13 protein-coding genes are annotated in these 18,648 nt (G+C 43.3%); all 13 read right to left on the reverse strand.

The window, feature by feature from the left end; translation table 11 throughout:
• Positions 1–46: 46 nt before the first annotated feature.
• The 13 genes from Q7P33_RS04905 to Q7P33_RS04965 all read right to left on the reverse strand — a co-directional run bounded on the left by Q7P33_RS04905 (position 47) and on the right by Q7P33_RS04965 (position 18,514).
• On the reverse strand, positions 47–1,303 hold the full coding sequence (locus Q7P33_RS04905) for an HlyC/CorC family transporter (protein ID WP_303867931.1): 1,257 nt from the start codon (positions 1,301–1,303) through the stop codon (positions 47–49).
• A gap of 179 nt (positions 1,304–1,482) precedes the next feature.
• Positions 1,483–2,664: a sugar diacid recognition domain-containing protein gene (locus Q7P33_RS04910; protein ID WP_303867933.1), complete on the reverse strand. Its 1,182-nt coding sequence runs from the start codon at positions 2,662–2,664 to the stop codon at positions 1,483–1,485.
• The gene (locus tag Q7P33_RS04915; RefSeq protein WP_303867936.1) at positions 2,665–3,834 is read right to left on the reverse strand and encodes a glycerate kinase; all 1,170 of its coding nucleotides are present in this window, start codon (positions 3,832–3,834) and stop codon (positions 2,665–2,667) included.
• Positions 3,835–3,922: 88 nt separating this feature from the next.
• The gene (locus Q7P33_RS04920) at positions 3,923–4,732 is read right to left on the reverse strand and encodes an alpha/beta fold hydrolase (protein ID WP_303867938.1); all 810 of its coding nucleotides are present in this window, start codon (positions 4,730–4,732) and stop codon (positions 3,923–3,925) included.
• A gap of 357 nt (positions 4,733–5,089) precedes the next feature.
• The gene (locus tag Q7P33_RS04925; protein WP_303867940.1) at positions 5,090–6,241 is read right to left on the reverse strand and encodes a toxic anion resistance protein; all 1,152 of its coding nucleotides are present in this window, start codon (positions 6,239–6,241) and stop codon (positions 5,090–5,092) included.
• Positions 6,242–6,293: 52 nt separating this feature from the next.
• Positions 6,294–7,574 (reverse strand): 5-bromo-4-chloroindolyl phosphate hydrolysis family protein, encoded by a 1,281-nt coding sequence (locus tag Q7P33_RS04930; protein ID WP_303867942.1) that lies wholly within the window; start codon positions 7,572–7,574, stop codon positions 6,294–6,296.
• Between the two features lie 169 nt (positions 7,575–7,743).
• Positions 7,744–8,475 (reverse strand): energy-coupling factor ABC transporter ATP-binding protein, encoded by a 732-nt coding sequence (locus Q7P33_RS04935; protein WP_303867944.1) that lies wholly within the window; start codon positions 8,473–8,475, stop codon positions 7,744–7,746.
• A 12-nt stretch (positions 8,476–8,487) separates the two neighbouring features.
• Positions 8,488–9,285, reverse strand: a complete 798-nt coding sequence (gene cbiQ, locus Q7P33_RS04940) for a cobalt ECF transporter T component CbiQ (protein WP_303867946.1) — start codon at positions 9,283–9,285, stop codon at positions 8,488–8,490.
• A gap of 116 nt (positions 9,286–9,401) precedes the next feature.
• Complete coding sequence (locus Q7P33_RS04945; RefSeq protein WP_303867948.1) at positions 9,402–10,415, reverse strand: energy-coupling factor ABC transporter permease; 1,014 nt, start codon at positions 10,413–10,415, stop codon at positions 9,402–9,404.
• Positions 10,416–10,645: 230 nt separating this feature from the next.
• Positions 10,646–12,061, reverse strand: coding sequence for a D-alanyl-D-alanine carboxypeptidase family protein (locus Q7P33_RS04950; protein ID WP_303867951.1), 1,416 nt, complete (start codon positions 12,059–12,061; stop codon positions 10,646–10,648).
• 22 nt (positions 12,062–12,083) lie between these two features.
• Positions 12,084–15,038 (reverse strand): insulinase family protein, encoded by a 2,955-nt coding sequence (locus Q7P33_RS04955; protein ID WP_303867954.1) that lies wholly within the window; start codon positions 15,036–15,038, stop codon positions 12,084–12,086.
• 25 nt (positions 15,039–15,063) lie between these two features.
• A complete protein-coding gene (locus tag Q7P33_RS04960; RefSeq protein ID WP_303867958.1) occupies positions 15,064–16,392 on the reverse strand; it encodes a replication-associated recombination protein A in 1,329 nt (442 codons plus the stop codon).
• Positions 16,393–16,450: 58 nt separating this feature from the next.
• On the reverse strand, positions 16,451–18,514 hold the full coding sequence (locus Q7P33_RS04965; protein WP_303867961.1) for an N-6 DNA methylase: 2,064 nt from the start codon (positions 18,512–18,514) through the stop codon (positions 16,451–16,453).
• Positions 18,515–18,648: the final 134 nt, after the last annotated feature.

Below are 18,648 nucleotides of genomic sequence, written 5' to 3' on the forward strand. Positions count from 1 at the left end.
TGACAGTTTTTTGTCTGTCAGACGTATTTTTTTATTTTTGCACACGCTATTTTTCTTCTACATCAATCATCTCATGTTTGACTGCGACAATTTCGATCACATGCCGTTCGTCCGCCTGGGTAATGGTAAAGCCCAAATTTTCAAACTCAAAGCTTTCGCCAACATTCGGAACCCGATCAAGAAATTCGACAATCCAACCGCCAACGGTAATCACATCAAATTCATCTTTCATATCAAAAAGATCGAACATTTTTCCGAGGTTGGCCTTGCCCAGAATCCGGTACTCATAATCAGAAATTTTTACAAATTCATCAATGACCTCATCATGTTCGTCCCAGATTTCGCCCACCAGTTCTTCAATAACATCTTCCAGGGTAACAATCCCGGCAGTTCCACCGTATTCATCGGATACCACCGCTATGTGGCATTTTTTCTGTTGGAGCAAAGTCAGTAGCTTGGAAATTTTCATGTTTGGGGTAATAAAAACCACCGGACTGATAATTTCCTCCAAACTACTTTTGCCATTGGCGACGTAATGGGTAAAATCCTTATAACTGATAAAACCGATAATCTGATCAATGGTGCCCTGATAAACCGGCAACCGGGAAAAGCCGGTATCAAAAAAGATTTTGGCAATATCTTCCTTAGGGTTATCCATATCAATCGCAACGACATCGACCCGATGCGTCAAGATGTCATCCACGTCCAGGTCATTAAATTCGATGGCACTACGAATCAGTTCGCCGTCCTGGAGATCGATACCGCCATCATTTTCGGCTTCCTCGACAATTGTCAGTAGTTCTTCTTCCGTCATACTGCGTTCGTTGCTAACCTTAAACAATCGATCCAGCATTCTCTTCCACTGCGAAAAAAGAAAATTGACCGGTGTTAAAAGAAACATCAGCAAACGGATAAAGGGGACTGAAAACATCGCAAAACTTTCCGGTGAATCTTTGGCCAGACTTTTGGGCGAAATTTCGCCGAAAATCAGCACCAGTACCGTCATTACTGCGGTAGAAATGGTTACGCCGGCATTGCCAAAATACTGAACAAACACCACTGTGGCAATTGAAGCCGAGGCGATATTAACGATGTTATTACCAATCAGAATCGTTGATAATAACGCATCATAGCGATCAGAAAGCGCCAGTACTTGTGCTGCGCGCTTATTACCATCCTTTGCCAGATTCTTAATGCGAATACGATTAAGGGATGTAAATGCCGTTTCTGTCGCCGAAAAATATGCCGACATCAGCAACATCACCCCCAGAACAATTATAAAACCTATCACACTGTTATCCATTGACTAAGATTCCTCCCAGTAAACAGATCCATCAGTCATCACTGTGACTGGCTTGATACATTGAGTTTTCGTTTTTGTCTCATATAACGGTACGTCGTCCAATTTTATTCCTCTTTCAAATATTATTTGTCACTATAATATCATATTTTTAGTTACAATTCCATAATATCTGCAAAATTTTACCTGATTGGCTGATCTTTAATTTTTTTTAATTTTTCATAATGATTAAGAATTATCATAAATAAAAGATTGTCATCACTGCCACATTTGATCGGAAATCCCAGACACTCCTCCATTTTCTTTTTTCTAAAAATGACCGTATTTTTATGGATAAACAAATCCCCCGCCACTAAATCAAAATGAAAGTGATGTTCAATTATTTTGCGCATGGTCAACATCGCTTCATCCGTACCTTTTCCGAAATATTTCTGTATTTTTTTTATATACGGTTCCACCGCCAAAGCGTAAGTTTCCATGTCCAATTGATTATAGAGCCGCCAGAAATAGTGCTGATGTGAAAAATAAACATGTTGATCTTTTTTATAGACACCACTGCGATACATTCCATAGGCATCGGCATAAGATTTCACATAGCCCTTGATCCCCAGATAGTAGCTACCCACAAAACACTGCATATTTTTGGCATCTTCACTCGTGATTGAATTATCTAAATATTTTTTGATGGTTTTCTCGATTTCCCAGGGTTCGGTTTTTTTAAGGCTTTTAAATACTAAAATAAAACCACCGGACATCACAGATGAGATGTCATTTTTTAAATGACTGTCTGACTGCTTGATCTGGTTAAGGATTTTTTCAAGCATGCTTTCTTCAGACTTTTGATAATCCACAGCAAAACTCAAAATGACCGCCACTCGATTACTTTCCATATTATAACCGATGCGCTCGCCCCAATCCGTTATTTCTTCTTCACTGATGGCTCTTTGCTCGCTGATTAAGGTATTTAAGAATATTTCCTTGTCGTTACGGTGGGTATAGAAGAGATTCATCGTTTCCTGCTGTTCAATGATCAGTTCAGCAGTCATTTTCACCAGTTTGCCAATGTTGCGTACCTCATCCGGATCGCCGGTTATTCCCACCACCCCGATAACATCACCGGCTTTATTCACAATCGGCATATTAATCCCTGGTTTTACCCCTTGAAGTAGCTTTGATTCCTCTTCGGTGACTTCACAGGTAACGGAATTACGGATGGCAAACATCGCAGTTTCATGAAAGGTGCCCAGTCGCTCCGGTAAACCGCTCCCGATAATAATGGCATTCTTATTCATAACATTGATGTTGTAACCCAAGGTGTTCATCACCTCATCGGCTATTTTTTGTGCTATTTTTTTATCCAACATCTAACCACTCCTTTTGTTCTGCCGTGAATTTTGTGGGATCATGCAAATTATCGCCAGAAAACGAAAAAGATCACAAATGCGTTGCTCCAATAATTCAGCCGCATTCTCCATGTGCCAAGCTAACCCCCGATCATTGCTAAAGAGGGCAAAAGCTGCCACCACACCAGACTGATAGATGGCTTCATATCCTGTATCCAAAGCGCCGGAGATCACCACAACGGGAATATTCTGGTTTTTCCCGTGTTTTCCGACCCCAGAAATTACCTTGCCCATCACACTTTGCGCATCGGTTTTCCCTTCACCGGTAATAATCATATCTGCCCCGCTAATTGCAGAATCAAAACCAATTTCATCAAATACAATCTCCAGACCAGGTTTTAGCTGAGCATTGAAGAAAGCGACCAACGGCAAGGCCATCCCACCGGCCGCACCGATCCCCTCTAATTGGATCAGCTTCGTCGCCGTCTTCGTCTCCAGCAGCTGACCAAAAGCCTTGAGGCCCTGATCCAGAAAAATCACCATATCAGGGTTGGCACCTTTTTGAGGTCCATAGACTGCCGCTGCTCCCTGATGGCCGCAAAGCACATTTTTTACATCACAGGCAATGGTAATCTCCACTCCCTTTAATAAGATCTCGGCTTTACTGGTATCAACTGTTTTCACCCGACATAAATTTTTACCAATTGGTTCTATCAGTTCCATCTCCTGATCATAAAAACGTACCCCCAGAGCACTGGCAACACCCAATCCGCCATCATTGGTGGCACTGCCCCCTAAACCCAGAATGATCTTACGACAGCCTCGCTTAATGGCATCAGCAATCATTTCTCCGGTGCCATAGGTACTTGTTTTTAACGGATTGCGTTCGTCATCAGCAAGCAGTGGCAGACCAGAAGCGGCCGACATTTCAATAACTGCCACCCCGTCGTGGAGAATTCCGTAGGTCGCTGTTATTTCTCTAGCTAAAGGATCTTTTGTTTTTATTGCGATCATTTCACCAGATTGGTGCCTGACCAGTACTTCTACCAGCCCCTCCCCACCATCAGAAATGGGTATCTTCACAATCTCAGCCGTTGGCATAATTTTTAGAATCGCATCTCCGACAATGTCACAAACTGCAGTGGCTGATAATGATCCTTTGAAGGAATCCGGAGCAATCACGATTTTCATTTGGGTTCTCCTTTCAATTCGTTTTCTTGGGTATTAAAAACAATAGCATGGGTAAAGCAACAACCCATGCTATTGTTGACACTGTATTTTAGGCTTTGATAAAATCGGCAACGACTTGGTTGAATTTCTCGGCTTCTTCCCAGAAAAGCATATGACCGGAATCTTCAAAAAACACCAGTTGTGCTTCGGGAATCTGCTCAGCAACATAAGCACTACCCTGCCAGTCAAAAACTGCACTGTGTCGGGCCACGCACACCAGGGTGGGGAGATTGATCAATGGCAACAAATCCCGCCAATCTAAGTTGGTATGATCCCGCATAATCTCAATTCGCACCTTCGGTGGGCATTTTGATATTTCATCGGCGATAAATTTTACTTCTTCCGGTGTCGGTTGATGGTAGAGACAGCCAAAAGCCAGACCTTCGGCACTTTCACGCGGTGCATATTCGATGGCACAGCAGGTTCGAATAAACATTTCCACATCATAACAACCATTCTGTCCCCAAACCCAATCTGGCCCCGTATACTGGAGTGGTGCCTGGTCAATACAAATCAGTTTGCTCACCCGATGGTTACCAAATAATTCCAGATAGCTCCACAGTACTGCAACCCCCATGGACCACCCCAACACGGTGACATCCTTTACATCGAGTTGATCCAGCAATTCTTTGACATCCATGGCATAGCGGGAGATCCGGTGACTGTGTAAGACCTTTTCCGATTCGCCATGTCCCCGGAAATCCAGTAAAATAACCTGAAAATCTTTGGCCAGAACATCGCTGTTCTTTTTAAAAAACTGGGTTGTACACGTCCATCCGGGAATCATCAGTAAGGGGCTTCCTGTACCCTTTACCTCATAATACAATTCAACATGATCATTGGTAAAAAAAGTTGCCATAGCTTTCCTCCTATAATTGATAAATACCTTGCCCATGTAGCCTGTTTGTTAGACCTTGTTGATTTACGCCACTTCAGAAAATATCGGCTTAACCAAGATCGAACTACGATGATTCCCACTTGATGCGCTTAGCAAAATACTATTGATTATAATTATACCCAATCTCTAACAGTTATCAATGGTATTTAAGCCAACTAATCACCTATCCATTGGACAATTATACAATTAATTTTTTAATCAAATATCGCATCATCTTCTCAAGCCGCTGACCGATTAGCGATCAGGAAGCGAGTATCAACGGAATTATGCTTATTAAGAAAAAAACAACCAGTCTTTAGCACTGATTGTCTTTTTTGTTTATCTTCTAATTTCTAGCATCTTAACTTTTAAATCATTTTCCAGTTTTTCCAGTTCAGCTTCCACTTCTTTTCGTTTCTGGCGTCCTTCGGTCTGGATACGCAACACCTCGTCAAAGGTTGAAATCAAAGACTCATTGGAAATACGCAGGGTTTCGATATCGACAATGCCCCGTTCCGATTCTTTAGCGGTAGCAATGGATTCCATCTTCAAGGTTTCAGCGTTTTTTCGTAATAATTCGTTGGTCATATTGGTAACTTCCCGTTGGGCTTTAGCAGCCTGGCCAGAATGTACCACTCCCAGTGCCAGCACCATCTGGCTTTTCCAAAGTGGAATGGTATTGACAATGGAAGATTGGATTTTTTCAGCCATCAGGGTATCATTATGCTGTACTAGTCGGATCTGTGGAGCCATTTGAATCGAGATCATCCGCGTCAGTTCCAGATCATGAATTTTTTTCTCAAAACGGTTGCACATTGCTGATAAATCATTCACCGCCTGTGCATCTTCCGGCAATCCGCTGATCTGAGAGCGCTTAATCAGCTCCGGCAATTCTTTGGTTTCGACTTCCTGAAGTTTCTTTTTCCCAGCCAAAATATACATTGATAACTCTTTGAAATAAGTTTTGTTGACATCATAAAGCTTATCCAGCATCGCCACATCTTTTAATAGTTGCACCTGATGTTTTTCCAGAGCCTCACAGATCCGGTTAACATTACTTTCAGCGGAGGCATAGCGGGTCTGCATTGAGCTGAGCTTATTGCTGCTTTTTTTGAAAAAACCTAAAAAGCCCTTATCTTCCTCCTCGATATCAAAATTCCGTAGTTCCATCACCATATCACCGAGCATTTTGCCCACTTCACCCATGTCTTTGGTGCGGACATTATTCAGAGCCGTTTCGGAAAAATCGGCAATTTTTTTCTGGGCCCCAACCCCAAACTGCATCACCAGGCTGGAATTGGTCAGATCGATTTTGCTGGCAAAATCATCGACCATTCGTCGCTCGTCCGGGGTCAATCGACTTTCGTCAAATACTTCCCGTTCCCTCTTTAGCTCCTGATGGGTGTTAGTCGTTACGGCTTTTTCGTCCTCAAATGGGTCAAAGGTCAGGGTCGGGGTTACCTGGGAATAATCGTTCATACTATCTTCCATTGCAATTCTCCTCGTATAATTTTTAGCTCGTCATCTTTTAAAACTGATGCGATTATTTTTTGAATTCTCGATTGGTCAGCCCTTCCTGGGCCAGCATGGTGTTGAGTACCGAGATATCAGTAGAAACATCCATGGCGGTATCCTCATAAAAACTGTCGAGCAGATTTTCAAAGGCATGGCTGATGGTATCCAAGGTATCTTCGATTTCTTTTTTGGTGGCCAGAATGTTGGCCCCTTGAATCGGTTCAGCATCCAGATCTCGATAAACCGAAACCAGCTTAAGGGTAGTTGGCAGATAATAGCCCATAAATTTGCGGATTTCTGGTAAACCATCAGGATTCTCTTCAATAAATTCAAAAATCTTGGTGATCACTTTTTCCAACCGATCCAGTTTCTGAGAAATGATTTCGCCTTCAATGGCTATATTTGCCTCATTGATCTGCCGGATGGTATCCTGTCCCTCGGCAATTACCTCATGAACTGCCTTCATTTCCGGGTTTTCGTTTTCAATCTTTCTTTTCTGATCCAACGCTACCTGTTCCATACGCGCTTTTTCTTCCTGAAGTTTTTTCCCTTCTTTAAGCTTTAAATGGTTCTGATAGGCTTCATCGCTAATTAGCAAATATTCTTCATCTTCATCAAATCGTCCCTGGGGAAACATTCCCAGACTAATCATTTTGCGCAGATCCTTGACCACATATTTCTTACTGCGACCAATCGGATCAGACAAATCACTGACCTTGCAGAATTCGCGACCTCTCAGGCGACTGGAATACTGACGAAAGCGTTTCACCCGCCCCCGCAGGTTTGAGCCCTTTGCCGACATCAGCGCACTGACCGTAAAAATTGGCAACAGAATCCCGGCACTGATTCCCATCAGTGGCATACTGGTAAACGCAAAACCAAATACCGATGAAAATATCAGTAACAACAACAGGGTCACCCCAATGCCGATATTGCCAAAGATCATCAATAACATGCCAGAAATCCGACCGTGCGGCGATTTTGAAATCAGGTTATTGGGCTGTTTTTTAACCGGACTATAGGTATTTTGAACCATGTTTCTGGCAACCATCTCCGATGGCTGCGGCTTATTTATTTTTTCCCGATTTCTTCTGCCATTAGCCGCTTGCCGTTTGGCTTTCTGATTATTTTCCCGCTGCTGACGTTGTTGTTCCTGCCAATACTCGCCACTACGTTTGACCTCATCCATGGCCCGGGCGACAGTTGCAGTAATGTTTTTATTCAGTTCTTTAAACTCCTCCGAATTCAAAGCATTCTGAACAATATCTTTAATATCATTACCAATATTCGAATAATCTTTTTTTGCCATCCTTGACCTCCCAAACATTGCATTAATTATATCGTATTAAATTTAAAAATTCAATTAAGAAACCATTTCCCTGTGCTATTCTTTAGTAAGTTTATAATCTTTTGCCCTAGCTTTGAAATCTAAAAAAAGCTTGACCGCATCAAGCTTTTCTTTTCCCGGAATCATCCATTTATCGAATCCGCGGTTTTTGCATACACAGGGGTAACTCCAGGTGACATTGGGATAAGAGCGCCTCATCCAACAAGATGTCTTTGACACTGCCATCGGCAAACACGCTGCCATGGTGTAAAATGATTACCCGGTCACAGATATCAAGAGCCATATCCAGATCATGGGTAGCAATAATTTTAGTCATCTTCAAGGAATCCAGGGTATTAATGACGTTTCGTCTGGCCTGAGGATCGAGAAACGAGGTCGGTTCATCAAATAAAATCACCCGGGGATCCATGGCCAATACTGAAGCAATGGCAATGACCCGCTTTTCGCCCCCAGATAAGCGATGGGGCATCCGATCCCGGAGATGAATGATACCCAGTTGTTCCATGGCATTGACCACCCGCTCTTCGACCACATGCTCATCCAGTAATTCATTGCGTGGGCCAAAGGCAATGTCATCATATACTTTGGTCATAAACAATTGATCATCAGGGTTTTGAAAAACCATCCCAACCCGGCGGCGAATATCCTTCAGGGTCTTTTTTTCAACGGCCAGTTCATCAACCATTATGGATCCCTCTTTAATCTCGGAAACACCAACAATCAGTTTGAACAAGCTGGATTTCCCGGCACCGTTGGCTCCCACTAAAGCGATACTCTCCCCCTCTTCAATTGTTAGATTGATATCCCGGATCGCCTGATGACCATCAGGATAGGCATAGTTTAATTTATCAATTTTTAACATTGAAACTCCTCATTATAAAAAACTGCCGATAAACAGGCTTAAATCAAAAAATCGCATCAAGCACAGAACCCCCGAAGCTAAAACCAGAAACAGCCAATCACCTTTTTGAATCGGACTGGGCTTAGCGTATAAATAATTGCCGTCGTAACCACGACATTTCATGGCGACATAGATGCTCTCGGCCCGATCAAAGCTCTTTAGCAACAACTGCCCGACAAAAACACCCATATCCTTCATTTTAATCCCTTTGGCAGCCGGAGCCCTTAAAATATAGGCTGTATACATATTTGAGACCTGTTCCAGCAAAACCGATATGTAACGATACGTCAGCATGATCTGCTCCACAATAATTTTGGGTACCTTAATGGATAAGAGTTGATAGGAAATTTTAGGGAGTGAGGTCGTGGCAATCAGGATCATCACCGCCATGACCGTAAAAATCGTTTTAACCATAATCGAAATAAAGGACAATAGGCCATAACTGATTGGCATCGGCCCAATCATCAGAGCCAGCTGTTGATTAAAAATGATGTTGGATATACCCGCAAAAAAGGAAAAAGGCAGTGCAATCAAAAGCCGCTTCAGCAAGGGTTTATAGGGAATTTCCGCCAGTGCCATTAAGATCACCGGATAGAATGCAAAGACCATCAGTCCAGTAATATTATAGGGATTAAATGAAATCACCAGCACCAGATAAAGCATCGTGGTGATCAGTTTGACCATTGGATGGAGGCGATGAATGATCGTGTTACCCTCGGCCATTTCCTCAAGGGAACTGATTGTATTCATGGAATCGGTAATTGTTGACATTGGGACTACCTTTCACTTAAATATTAAATAACCTCTGTTACTAAACAGAGGTTATTAAGCAAACTATTGTTAATAGTACCATATAAAGATTTTCATTTCAATTAGAATTAAAACATCTATACTGTTTTTTCTTTTCGGCGTTTGACGGCATATATCAGATAACCCGTTCCGCCTGCCAGGATCAAGGTAATTCCGGCGCCGATGATACCAGAAACGCTGGTTCCAGCGGCTGAGCCTTCACCATCTGTTGACTTGAATCCATAATCCGGTAAGAAAGCAGTGCTCTCCTGAATCCCAGCGGCACTGTCGTAGGCATTCCCCGAGGCTTCCAGCTCGGCAGTACCCGCTACATTTTCCATTGACCATTCCAAACCATCCGGATTGGATGATGCCAGTAACGACAAACCGCCACCAATAACAATGGCAAATACCAGTAAAAAGCCCAGTACTTTTCGAATTGATAAGTTTTTCGGTAATTTTTTATTATCCATGGACGATTCCAGTAGTTCTGGTCTCATCTTGTAGATAAAGACTAGGATTCCGCCAGTAACAATCCCTTCAACCAGACCAATCGCCAGATGAATTGGAATCATCATCCCCATAAAAGTTGCCATCGGTAACTCAGTAATGCCGGAAGCCAGAGTCTGGATGACCACTGAAGCAGCACCCAGAGTCAATGCTAAAATAACCGATACCACCGATGCGACCGATATCCGGGTCGGTGTCAAGCCTTTTTTTACAATCGGTTTAAAGACAAAGGGATAAACCAGTAGACAGGCATAAAAACCAAGATTCCAGATATTTGCCCCCAAGGCCAACAGACCCCCATCAGCAAAGAATAAGGCCTGAATGAGTAATACTGCTGTCAGCGTCAGAAATGCTGGAAATGGTCCCAACAACGCTGCCAGCAAAATCCCCCCACCAATATGTCCGCTGGAACCAGTTCCCGGAATGGTGAAATTAATCATCTGTCCGGCAAAAATAACGGCGCCCATAACCCCCATTAACGGGATCTTCTTTTCATCTAAATCATCTTTACATTTATACGCTGAATAAGCGATTGCTCCGGCACTCGCCGCAAGCATGATTCCTCCGACTGCCGGAGAAACTAAAGCATCTGCCATGTGCATAATAAAACCTCCTCAAAATTTAACTTAACACAAAAAAACACGAAGAACACCTCCAAGTTTCAACTCTGGAAATACCTTCATGGCATCATTTTCGCATCTTAAAATTGATTCGTATTCTGCACTTCAATGCTTTAAATACTATCTAAATTATAAACCACTTGTCTATACATGTCAAGTAAAAATAGTCGGAGTCTGTTGTTTTTTAACAGACTCCATTATTTATTCTTATACTATCGTCTTCGCTTCGGCGATTGACCGGAAGATCGACTCCCGGAAGAATTTTGTTTTCCCTTGATTTTGATTTTTTTATATTTGATATTATTTTTGCGCATAAACTGAACAAACATGATTCGCAAAATCGCCAGTAATATCAAGATCACAATGATGGTTACATACCAGTAAAGGATTGGATAATCCGTCCAGTTGCGGGCTTTCATATCATTCACCGCATACACCGGGGTAGCTTCCACAAAGGTTTCGCCATTATAAACCTGCAATTCCCCAATCTGCTCTCCCGCTTTCACATCAGCTTCGAGGTTTGTCAGGGTATCGTCTCCAATTACTTTGGTTTCATCCCATTTCACCTTGGCCGTGTAGCTATCCTGATTGGCCTGAGGCACCGCTGTAATCAGCGGATCATTGGTCTTGTACTTAAGTTTATTGCCATCAAAAACATGATAATTAACCACCTGAACGACCCGCTCTTCATCTTCCGGATTGGACCATTCCATCAACTCATATTCTTTGATTACCGCATTAATGGTATCGCTGGCTTCTTTAAAAAGCACCGTCTCATCCGCATATAAAATAATGCCGATCATATTCTTATCATTGCCTTCGCCCTCAAAGACCAGACATTTCTTTGCTTCTTCGGTAAAACCCGTTTTTCCGCTTGTGGCATAACCATTGAAGACCGGATTGGTTCCCGAGAGGTTATTGGCCACCCGATATTCTTCGGACAGTTCATTGAAGTTGGGATACAATAAAAGGTTGGAGTTATTCCACTTGTGTTTCGTTTTATTGGTTTGCACTTCATGAACCTTGGCCCGGGTAATTGCTTTGATGGTGGTCTCCTCAAAGGCCGCTTTAGCGAGAATCAGCATATCCGCTGGGGTAGTATAGTGATTGCTGCTATGGAGTCCATGGGGGTTGGTGAAATTACTGCCGGTCATCCCCAAATCCTTAGCTTTTTTATTCATCTCTGCCACAAAAGTTTCATAGGCTTTTTCAGAACTGATCGAGCTGTCGCCAGCAATTTTTCGACCAATATTCACCGCAATGGTTTCCGCCGCATCGTTTCCGGACGGCAACAGCAGAGCATAGAGCAATTCGTTGAGCGATAGCACCTCTTCAACTTCAAGACCAGCCGTACTGCTGTCGGCATCCAGACTTTCAATTTCATCCCCCACCGTAAAATTCTCATTGAGATCACCGTGCTCAATGGCCACCAGCGCCGTCATCAATTTAGTGGTACTTGCCGGATAGAATTTTTCATTTTGTTTTTGGGCAAAAAGAACATCGCCGCTATTCACTTCATAAATGATTACACCTTCATCAGCACCATAGGCCGGCAAGCCCGCCGCCAACACTCCAGATGTGCCAAAGACCAAGATAAGTATCAACAATAATCCTATTTTTCTTTTCATTTCCCCTCTCCCCTCAGAGCAGCTACTTGATATAGCGGGTTACTTTGAACAATTCTTTTTCTTCATTAATAGCTTCTTCACTACCTAAAACACAAATGGCATTTTTAGCAAGCACTGCAGCAATCATGTCCCCATGACTTTTTAATTGCGCCACAGTGGTTTCTAAAATTTCATCCCGCTCTTTTTGCAAATCTGTGGCAGTAACACCACTAAAATAAAAATTATCCGCAATTTCACCTTTCACCGAGGCACTGAGTGGAACATCTTTGCTGCTGATCGTGCCAATAATATACTTTTCCAATTCGCGCTGGGAGAGCTCAAGATTTTTAATGTAATCAACCACTCCCTGATACGCTTCAAAAGTCTTTTTTAGTTTAGGATCACGATACGAACCAAAGTACAGGTCGCCACCACGACCAATACTCATAAATGCACCATAGGCACCGCCCTGAACCCGAACCCGGTTCCAGAGATAGTCCATTGATAAAAGGCCCTTTAAAACCAGCTGGGAACCGGTGTATTCATATCCTAGAGCACGAATATTATACCCCTGAGAAACATACTGAATCTTGGCCGCCGTTAAGAAACCTTCATTGGCAATTTCAGTTTCAAACGTAAAGGCATTCTTCACCGCTTTAATTGACGCCAACCCCACGATGTACGGACTCAGAGCCGTCACAGTCCGATCCCGGATTTCCTCGGTACCGGTAATACTGATAATTGGTTTTCTGCTGGTAAACACCATATCGGCGATGCCGGCAAGCTTTTCGGCTAAAACTTCAAACTTCTCGTCAAAGTTCGCTTCCAGATCGGCAATAAAGCGATAAAACTCAATTCCGCCAAATTCTTCAAACAGCCGGGCTGACTGAGAATAATAAGACTGCAGCCGTTGTACCCCGACGACGTGGCCGGCGGTTAAAAACTGGGTTTCCTTATGGGTCTTAATTTCCCGGATCATATCGTGAATCAGATTTTTTTCCGTAAACAGCGTCCGGGTAATCACATCGGTCATAATTTTGACCAATGTCGGGATGTTCTCCATCACCGCTTTTCCTTTAACATAGCAGTGCGAGGTGAAATCCCCAAAATGGTGAACGTCGTCATACGACTCAATCCCAAAGGACAAACCACCGGTATAAATTTCTATTTCCTGACTTAATCGTCTAAAATCCATTGTTTCGGTACTAAGACTGCCCAGCAGCTTGCACATTAACGATAAATATTTCAAATCTTCCTGTGGCAGTTCACTGTAATCAAAATAGAGTTTTAAATACGAAATTCCGCCAGTAAAACCAGGATGGAACAGCAGCGTGGTATCCAGGGTCTCCAAGACTTCCAGAGGATAGCTCCGACCCGTACGATTGATATCGGCCAGCGACAGCTTGGGAATTTTTTCCAGATCCTCCGGCTTATCTTCTTCATTTTGCTTTCTTATCAGGGTCTGGGTTTCATCAATCAGAGCCTGGAGTTCTTCCGGGGTCAAACCCGCTTTAAAAGATGCCAGTTTTTCCGCTAATGTCTGGTCGGCTTTTTCCTGCAGGGTATTGTCCGGCACAATCGTCACCAGGGTTTGATGGGTGTTGTCGATCAGCATCCGTTTAAGCAGTTTTTCAAAGTAGCCGTCTTTCCAGCTGTCCTTGAATTTTTTAAAGGCCGCCTTGTATTTAAGATAGGCAATCGGGTCTTCGCCATAAAGCCAGTCATCCATCATTTCAATCCCATAAATCAGACCTTTGGGATAGGAACCGTACTCCCCTTCGATATGGGAAAATTCATGGATATTGATTCCCGCTTCAACACTGCGGGGATCGAGGCCATCAGCAACCAGCTTGTTGAGCACCGATTCCACCGTATTGACAAACAGATCCCGATGTTTCTCCTCTGTGTTTTTCAGGACAATTGAAAAGTAGGGCTGTCGTAAGGAACTGCTGTAATGATAGCTGACATCGTCAGCAATTTTAAGATCCAGCAGGGCCTCTTTAAGTGGTGATGAATTATTGTTTAATAAGATATGGGCAAGGATATCAAAAGCCAGAGCCTCCTCATAGGATAGCTTATCACCCAACACCACTGAAAGGGCCAGATAATCTTTGTTTTCCAGCACTTCTTCCTTGGATACTCCGTATGAGGTTCGCAATTCAGTTCGGGTTGTAAGCGGTGGCTGGGCGATGATTTCACTGTCAACCGCCTGTTTTTCGAAAGCACTGAGATACTCATCATTTAAATATTTTAAGTGCGCCCGGACATCCCCATCGCCATAAAGATAAATATAGCTGTTGGAGGGATGATAATATTTTTTATGAAAGCTCAGAAAATCAGCATAGGTCAATTCCGGAATCACATCCGGATCTCCGCCCGATTCAAACCGATAGCAGGACTGGGGATAAAGGGATTCAAAAATTTTATTTTGCAGCAATTCCTCGGGATTGGAGAAGGCACCTTTCATTTCATTATAGACCACCCCATTGTAGATGATCGGATCATCGGCATTTTCAATATGATAATGCCAGCCCTCCTGCAAGAAGGTATAGGGGTTTTCATAAATATTGGGATAAAAAACCGCATCCAGATAAACATCCATCAAATTCATAAAATCTTTGGCATTGGTGCTGGCAATCGGGTACATCGTTTTATCCGGATAGGTCATCGCATTGAGGAAGGTGTTTAGTGATCCTTTGGCCAATTCCACAAAGGGTTCCTTGACCGGGTATTTTTTTGAACCGCATAATACCGAATGCTCGAGAATATGCGGTACCCCGGTGCTGTCGGTAGAGGGGGTGCGAAAGCTGATTGAAAAAACCTTATTATCATCTTCTGCCGAGATATACACCAAACGGGCTCCGGTTTTTTGATGCACAAAGGTTCGGGCAAAACCATCTATTTCATCTACAAATTCTTCTTTTTTCAAGATAAACCCATGAATATTTTCTTCCAGTTTAAACATTTTTTCTTGTTGATCTCGCAATTCTTTTTTCAAATGTCTCTCCTTTTCTGTTTTTAATTTATTCGATTATTCCTTTTTTTTGGAGGTATTCTTTCATTTTTAGTTCATGACCCATTTCTGTTGGTTGATAAAAATGAGTGCCAATCAAATCATCCGGAAGGTATTGCTGTTTAACATAGTGACCGGGATAATTATGGGGATACTGATACGTCATGCCACGTCCCAGGTTTTTACTGCCAGAATAATGGGTATCCTGTAAATGCGCCGGAACATTGCTGTTTGACACATGCTTGACCGCCTCAATGGCGGCATCCACCGCTAGATAGGAAGCATTGCTTTTCGGTGCACAGGCCAGAAAAACCACCGCCTGGGCCAGATTAATCCGGGCTTCCGGCATCCCGATAAAGGAAACCGCATCAGCAGCGGCCATCGCTACCGGTAAGGCCAATGGTTCGGCATTACCAATATCTTCTGATGCTGAGATAACAATCCGACGGGCAATAAACTTGGGATCTTCTCCCGCGGTAATCATTTTAGCCATCCAGTAAAGCGCCGCATCAGGATCGGAACCCCGGATACTCTTAATAAAGGCTGAAATGGTATCATAATGGTTATCGCCATTCTTATCATATTGAACTGCCCGCTTTTGGATACACTCCTGCGCCGTCTCCAGATCGATATGGATGATCCCATCGGCATTTTTATCCACCGTCAGAATCCCCAGTTCCAGGGCATTCAAGGCCCGACGGACATCGCCATTGGCGACCTCGGCAAAATGATCAAGGGCATCCTGATCACAGTTTATTTTCATCACGCCATAGCCCCGATCCCGATCGATAATGGCCCGTTCAATTACGCTCCGAATATCATCCGGGGTCAAATTGGTAAACTCAAAAATGGTGGAGCGGGACAGTAGTGGCGAATTGATTTCAAAATAGGGGTTTTCAGTGGTGGCGCCGATCAGGGTTATCAACCCTTTTTCAACACTGGGTAAGAGCGCATCCTGCTGAGCCTTATTAAAGCGATGGATCTCGTCAATAAAGAGGATGGACTTTTTATTGTACACTCCCAGGTTATTCTTAGCCTTCTCCAGTACCTCGGTAATTTCTTTTTTTCCCGAAGTCACCGCATTCAGCTCGTAAAACACCGCATTGGTGCGGTTGGCAATGATTTTTGCCAATGAGGTCTTGCCGGTACCCGGTGGCCCATAAAATACCACCGATGACAGTTTATCTGCTTCAATCAGCCGATACAAAAGCTTCCCCCGGCCAATGATATGTTGCTGGCCGACAAATTCTGCCAGAGTTTGGGGCCGCATTCTTACCGCAAGGGGAGCATTATCGGCAATTTGGCCTTCATAATTCTGGTTAAAAAAACTTTCTTGCATAATGTCCTTTCACGATAGCGCTCTATTCGGATTCTGCAAAGCAATGATCCGTTCACAATCACCATTTCGTTTCAATTGCTGCTACTTCAATCTGATTTAACTCAAAAAAATCATAGAACCACTGGTCTATTTCAGCAAGAATCTTGCCTAATCCCACATTGTCTCCATTATTCTTTAATTCTACGATTCTATCATAAGAATCTTTAAAAACCTTAATGGTTTCATCTTTTATGTCCGGTATTCCCAGCCGCAACAGCGTGTTGGGATAGTACTCATAAAGCTTATCGCCCAATTTTTTTCCATAGGATTTAAAATAGTAATTATAGAGCTTGCTGTTTAACAGCAGCACCAGAAATTCCTCGGTGATCTGATGATAAAGCCGCGGTTTGAGAATTAAGCCATAAACATCAGCGCTGAAATAACAGTGCGCTTCATCAATGGCAAAACGGTTTTGCGTTGCCTTATAGGGAAAAACGATCTTACGCCGATCAAAATGATCCGGATCCCGTCCCCACTGCAGTTTATACCAGGCAAGTTTGCCGTTTTTGCATTCCCGGCGATTTCTAAGCTTCTCCCGGTATGCTTCCAGATGTGCAACGACCTCAGGATGCTCGTCAATCGCACTGATCTGGTTGGTATAGAGGATTTGCTTTTGCGGCTTGGCAACTTCAAACGCTTTAACATCCTTATTCTTGATCCACGGTTTTAAAAAACTAGATTCAAAGCCCAAAAGAACCGGATCTGTCGCTTCAAAAATAAAAGCCTTATCGTTTCCAGTGATAATGCCTTGAAAGCTGTGGACGACATTGTCAAGGGTAAACGGTGTTTTAGTCTCAATTTTCTCAATGATTCCCCGGGTCAGCGGTGAATAGAGACGCCAGGAATCGTCATTCAGCTGGGTCTGTACGAGTTCAAAGGACTCATAAAACGGGCTTTGCTGATCGGTTTGAGCAAGCGATTGGATCAGTTTGGCGTAGCTTTCAGGTTTGTGGTTTTTAATAAAGAATCGCTTGACTTGAATTATTTGATCTTCATCAATCCGATTCATTTTAAGCAGCCGGATAATGGCCGGATCAACTCCAACCCCCTCAATCACCCGGAGTCCGTTGAAATCAACAAGTTCCTGAATTGCAAATGCTTTTCGGATAAAGGCCCGTAATGGTTTTCCATACAAGGCTTCGATAAAATAACGGGAGGTGATATGGATAAGCTGCCCCCCCGGTTTTAGCAGTTCCCAGCCCCGATAGATAAAGCAATAGGAAAGATCCCCTTTATCCCGATAGACCTCAGCATAGCGGTTTTTGAGCAGCTTCATGTAATCCGTCTGGATTTCTTTATGACCGACATACGGCGGATTCCCGATGACTACATCAACCGACTGCTCAGCAACCAATTCTTCGGTGAGAATATCGCCGCAATAAATCCCCAGTGGCTTAACGTATTCTTTTCCTTTTAATGTTAGAATCAACCGGGTTACCAGGCAGGCGATCGGATCCCGGTCGACTCCCAGCAGGCCAGTTTCCAGTAACTGACGATGTTGACAGGCTCGTTGCTCCGGACTCAGTTCACCATTTCGAACCATGATCTCATCGTAAACTGCACTGAGCAACGATCCGCTTCCACAAGCCGGGTCGAGAATCCGAAAATCCTGTTGTTTGTCGCCCAGTGAAAATGCTTCAAGCACATCTGCCGCCATATACCTGGCGATGTTTTCCGGAGTATAAAAGACCCCGTGATTTTTCTTATGATTTAGTAGCAGACTTGCTTCGTAAAGGCCGCCAATCAAGCCGGGGTTTTCTCCTGCCAGCACAGGGGATGACTGAATTAAATCAGAGACCCACTCCCATATCTCATCACCAATGGGCTGCGGCTCTGTTTGTTCCTGCTCCCAAAATGATGTCGCAAGGGGGCGGCCCTGCCAGATTGCCAGGACATAATCCAGCGTAAAGTTCTTTTTGATGGCCTTCTGGTGGGCTTCAAAGTCAAGGTGCTGATTATCTGCCAGGTATTTTAAAACAATACATTTTAATAAAAAAAGCAGATTGGCACTGCGCTCCTCAGCCAGATAGTTATAGTTATTTATAAACCGTGTCAGTTTATCTGAAATCTCCTGAAACTTCATTAAAACCTCTTTCGTTAATTGATATTCGCGTTATCTGGTTATTATACCATTATTTACCTGAAAAAGATAAAAAAAGGCTGAAATAAACAAATCAAAAAATCCGGAGAAGCGCTTCTCCGGATTTTAAAATGATG

It is taken from the genome of Acetobacterium wieringae (genome assembly GCF_026646375.1).
GTDB lineage: Bacteria > Bacillota > Clostridia > Eubacteriales > Eubacteriaceae > Acetobacterium > Acetobacterium wieringae_A.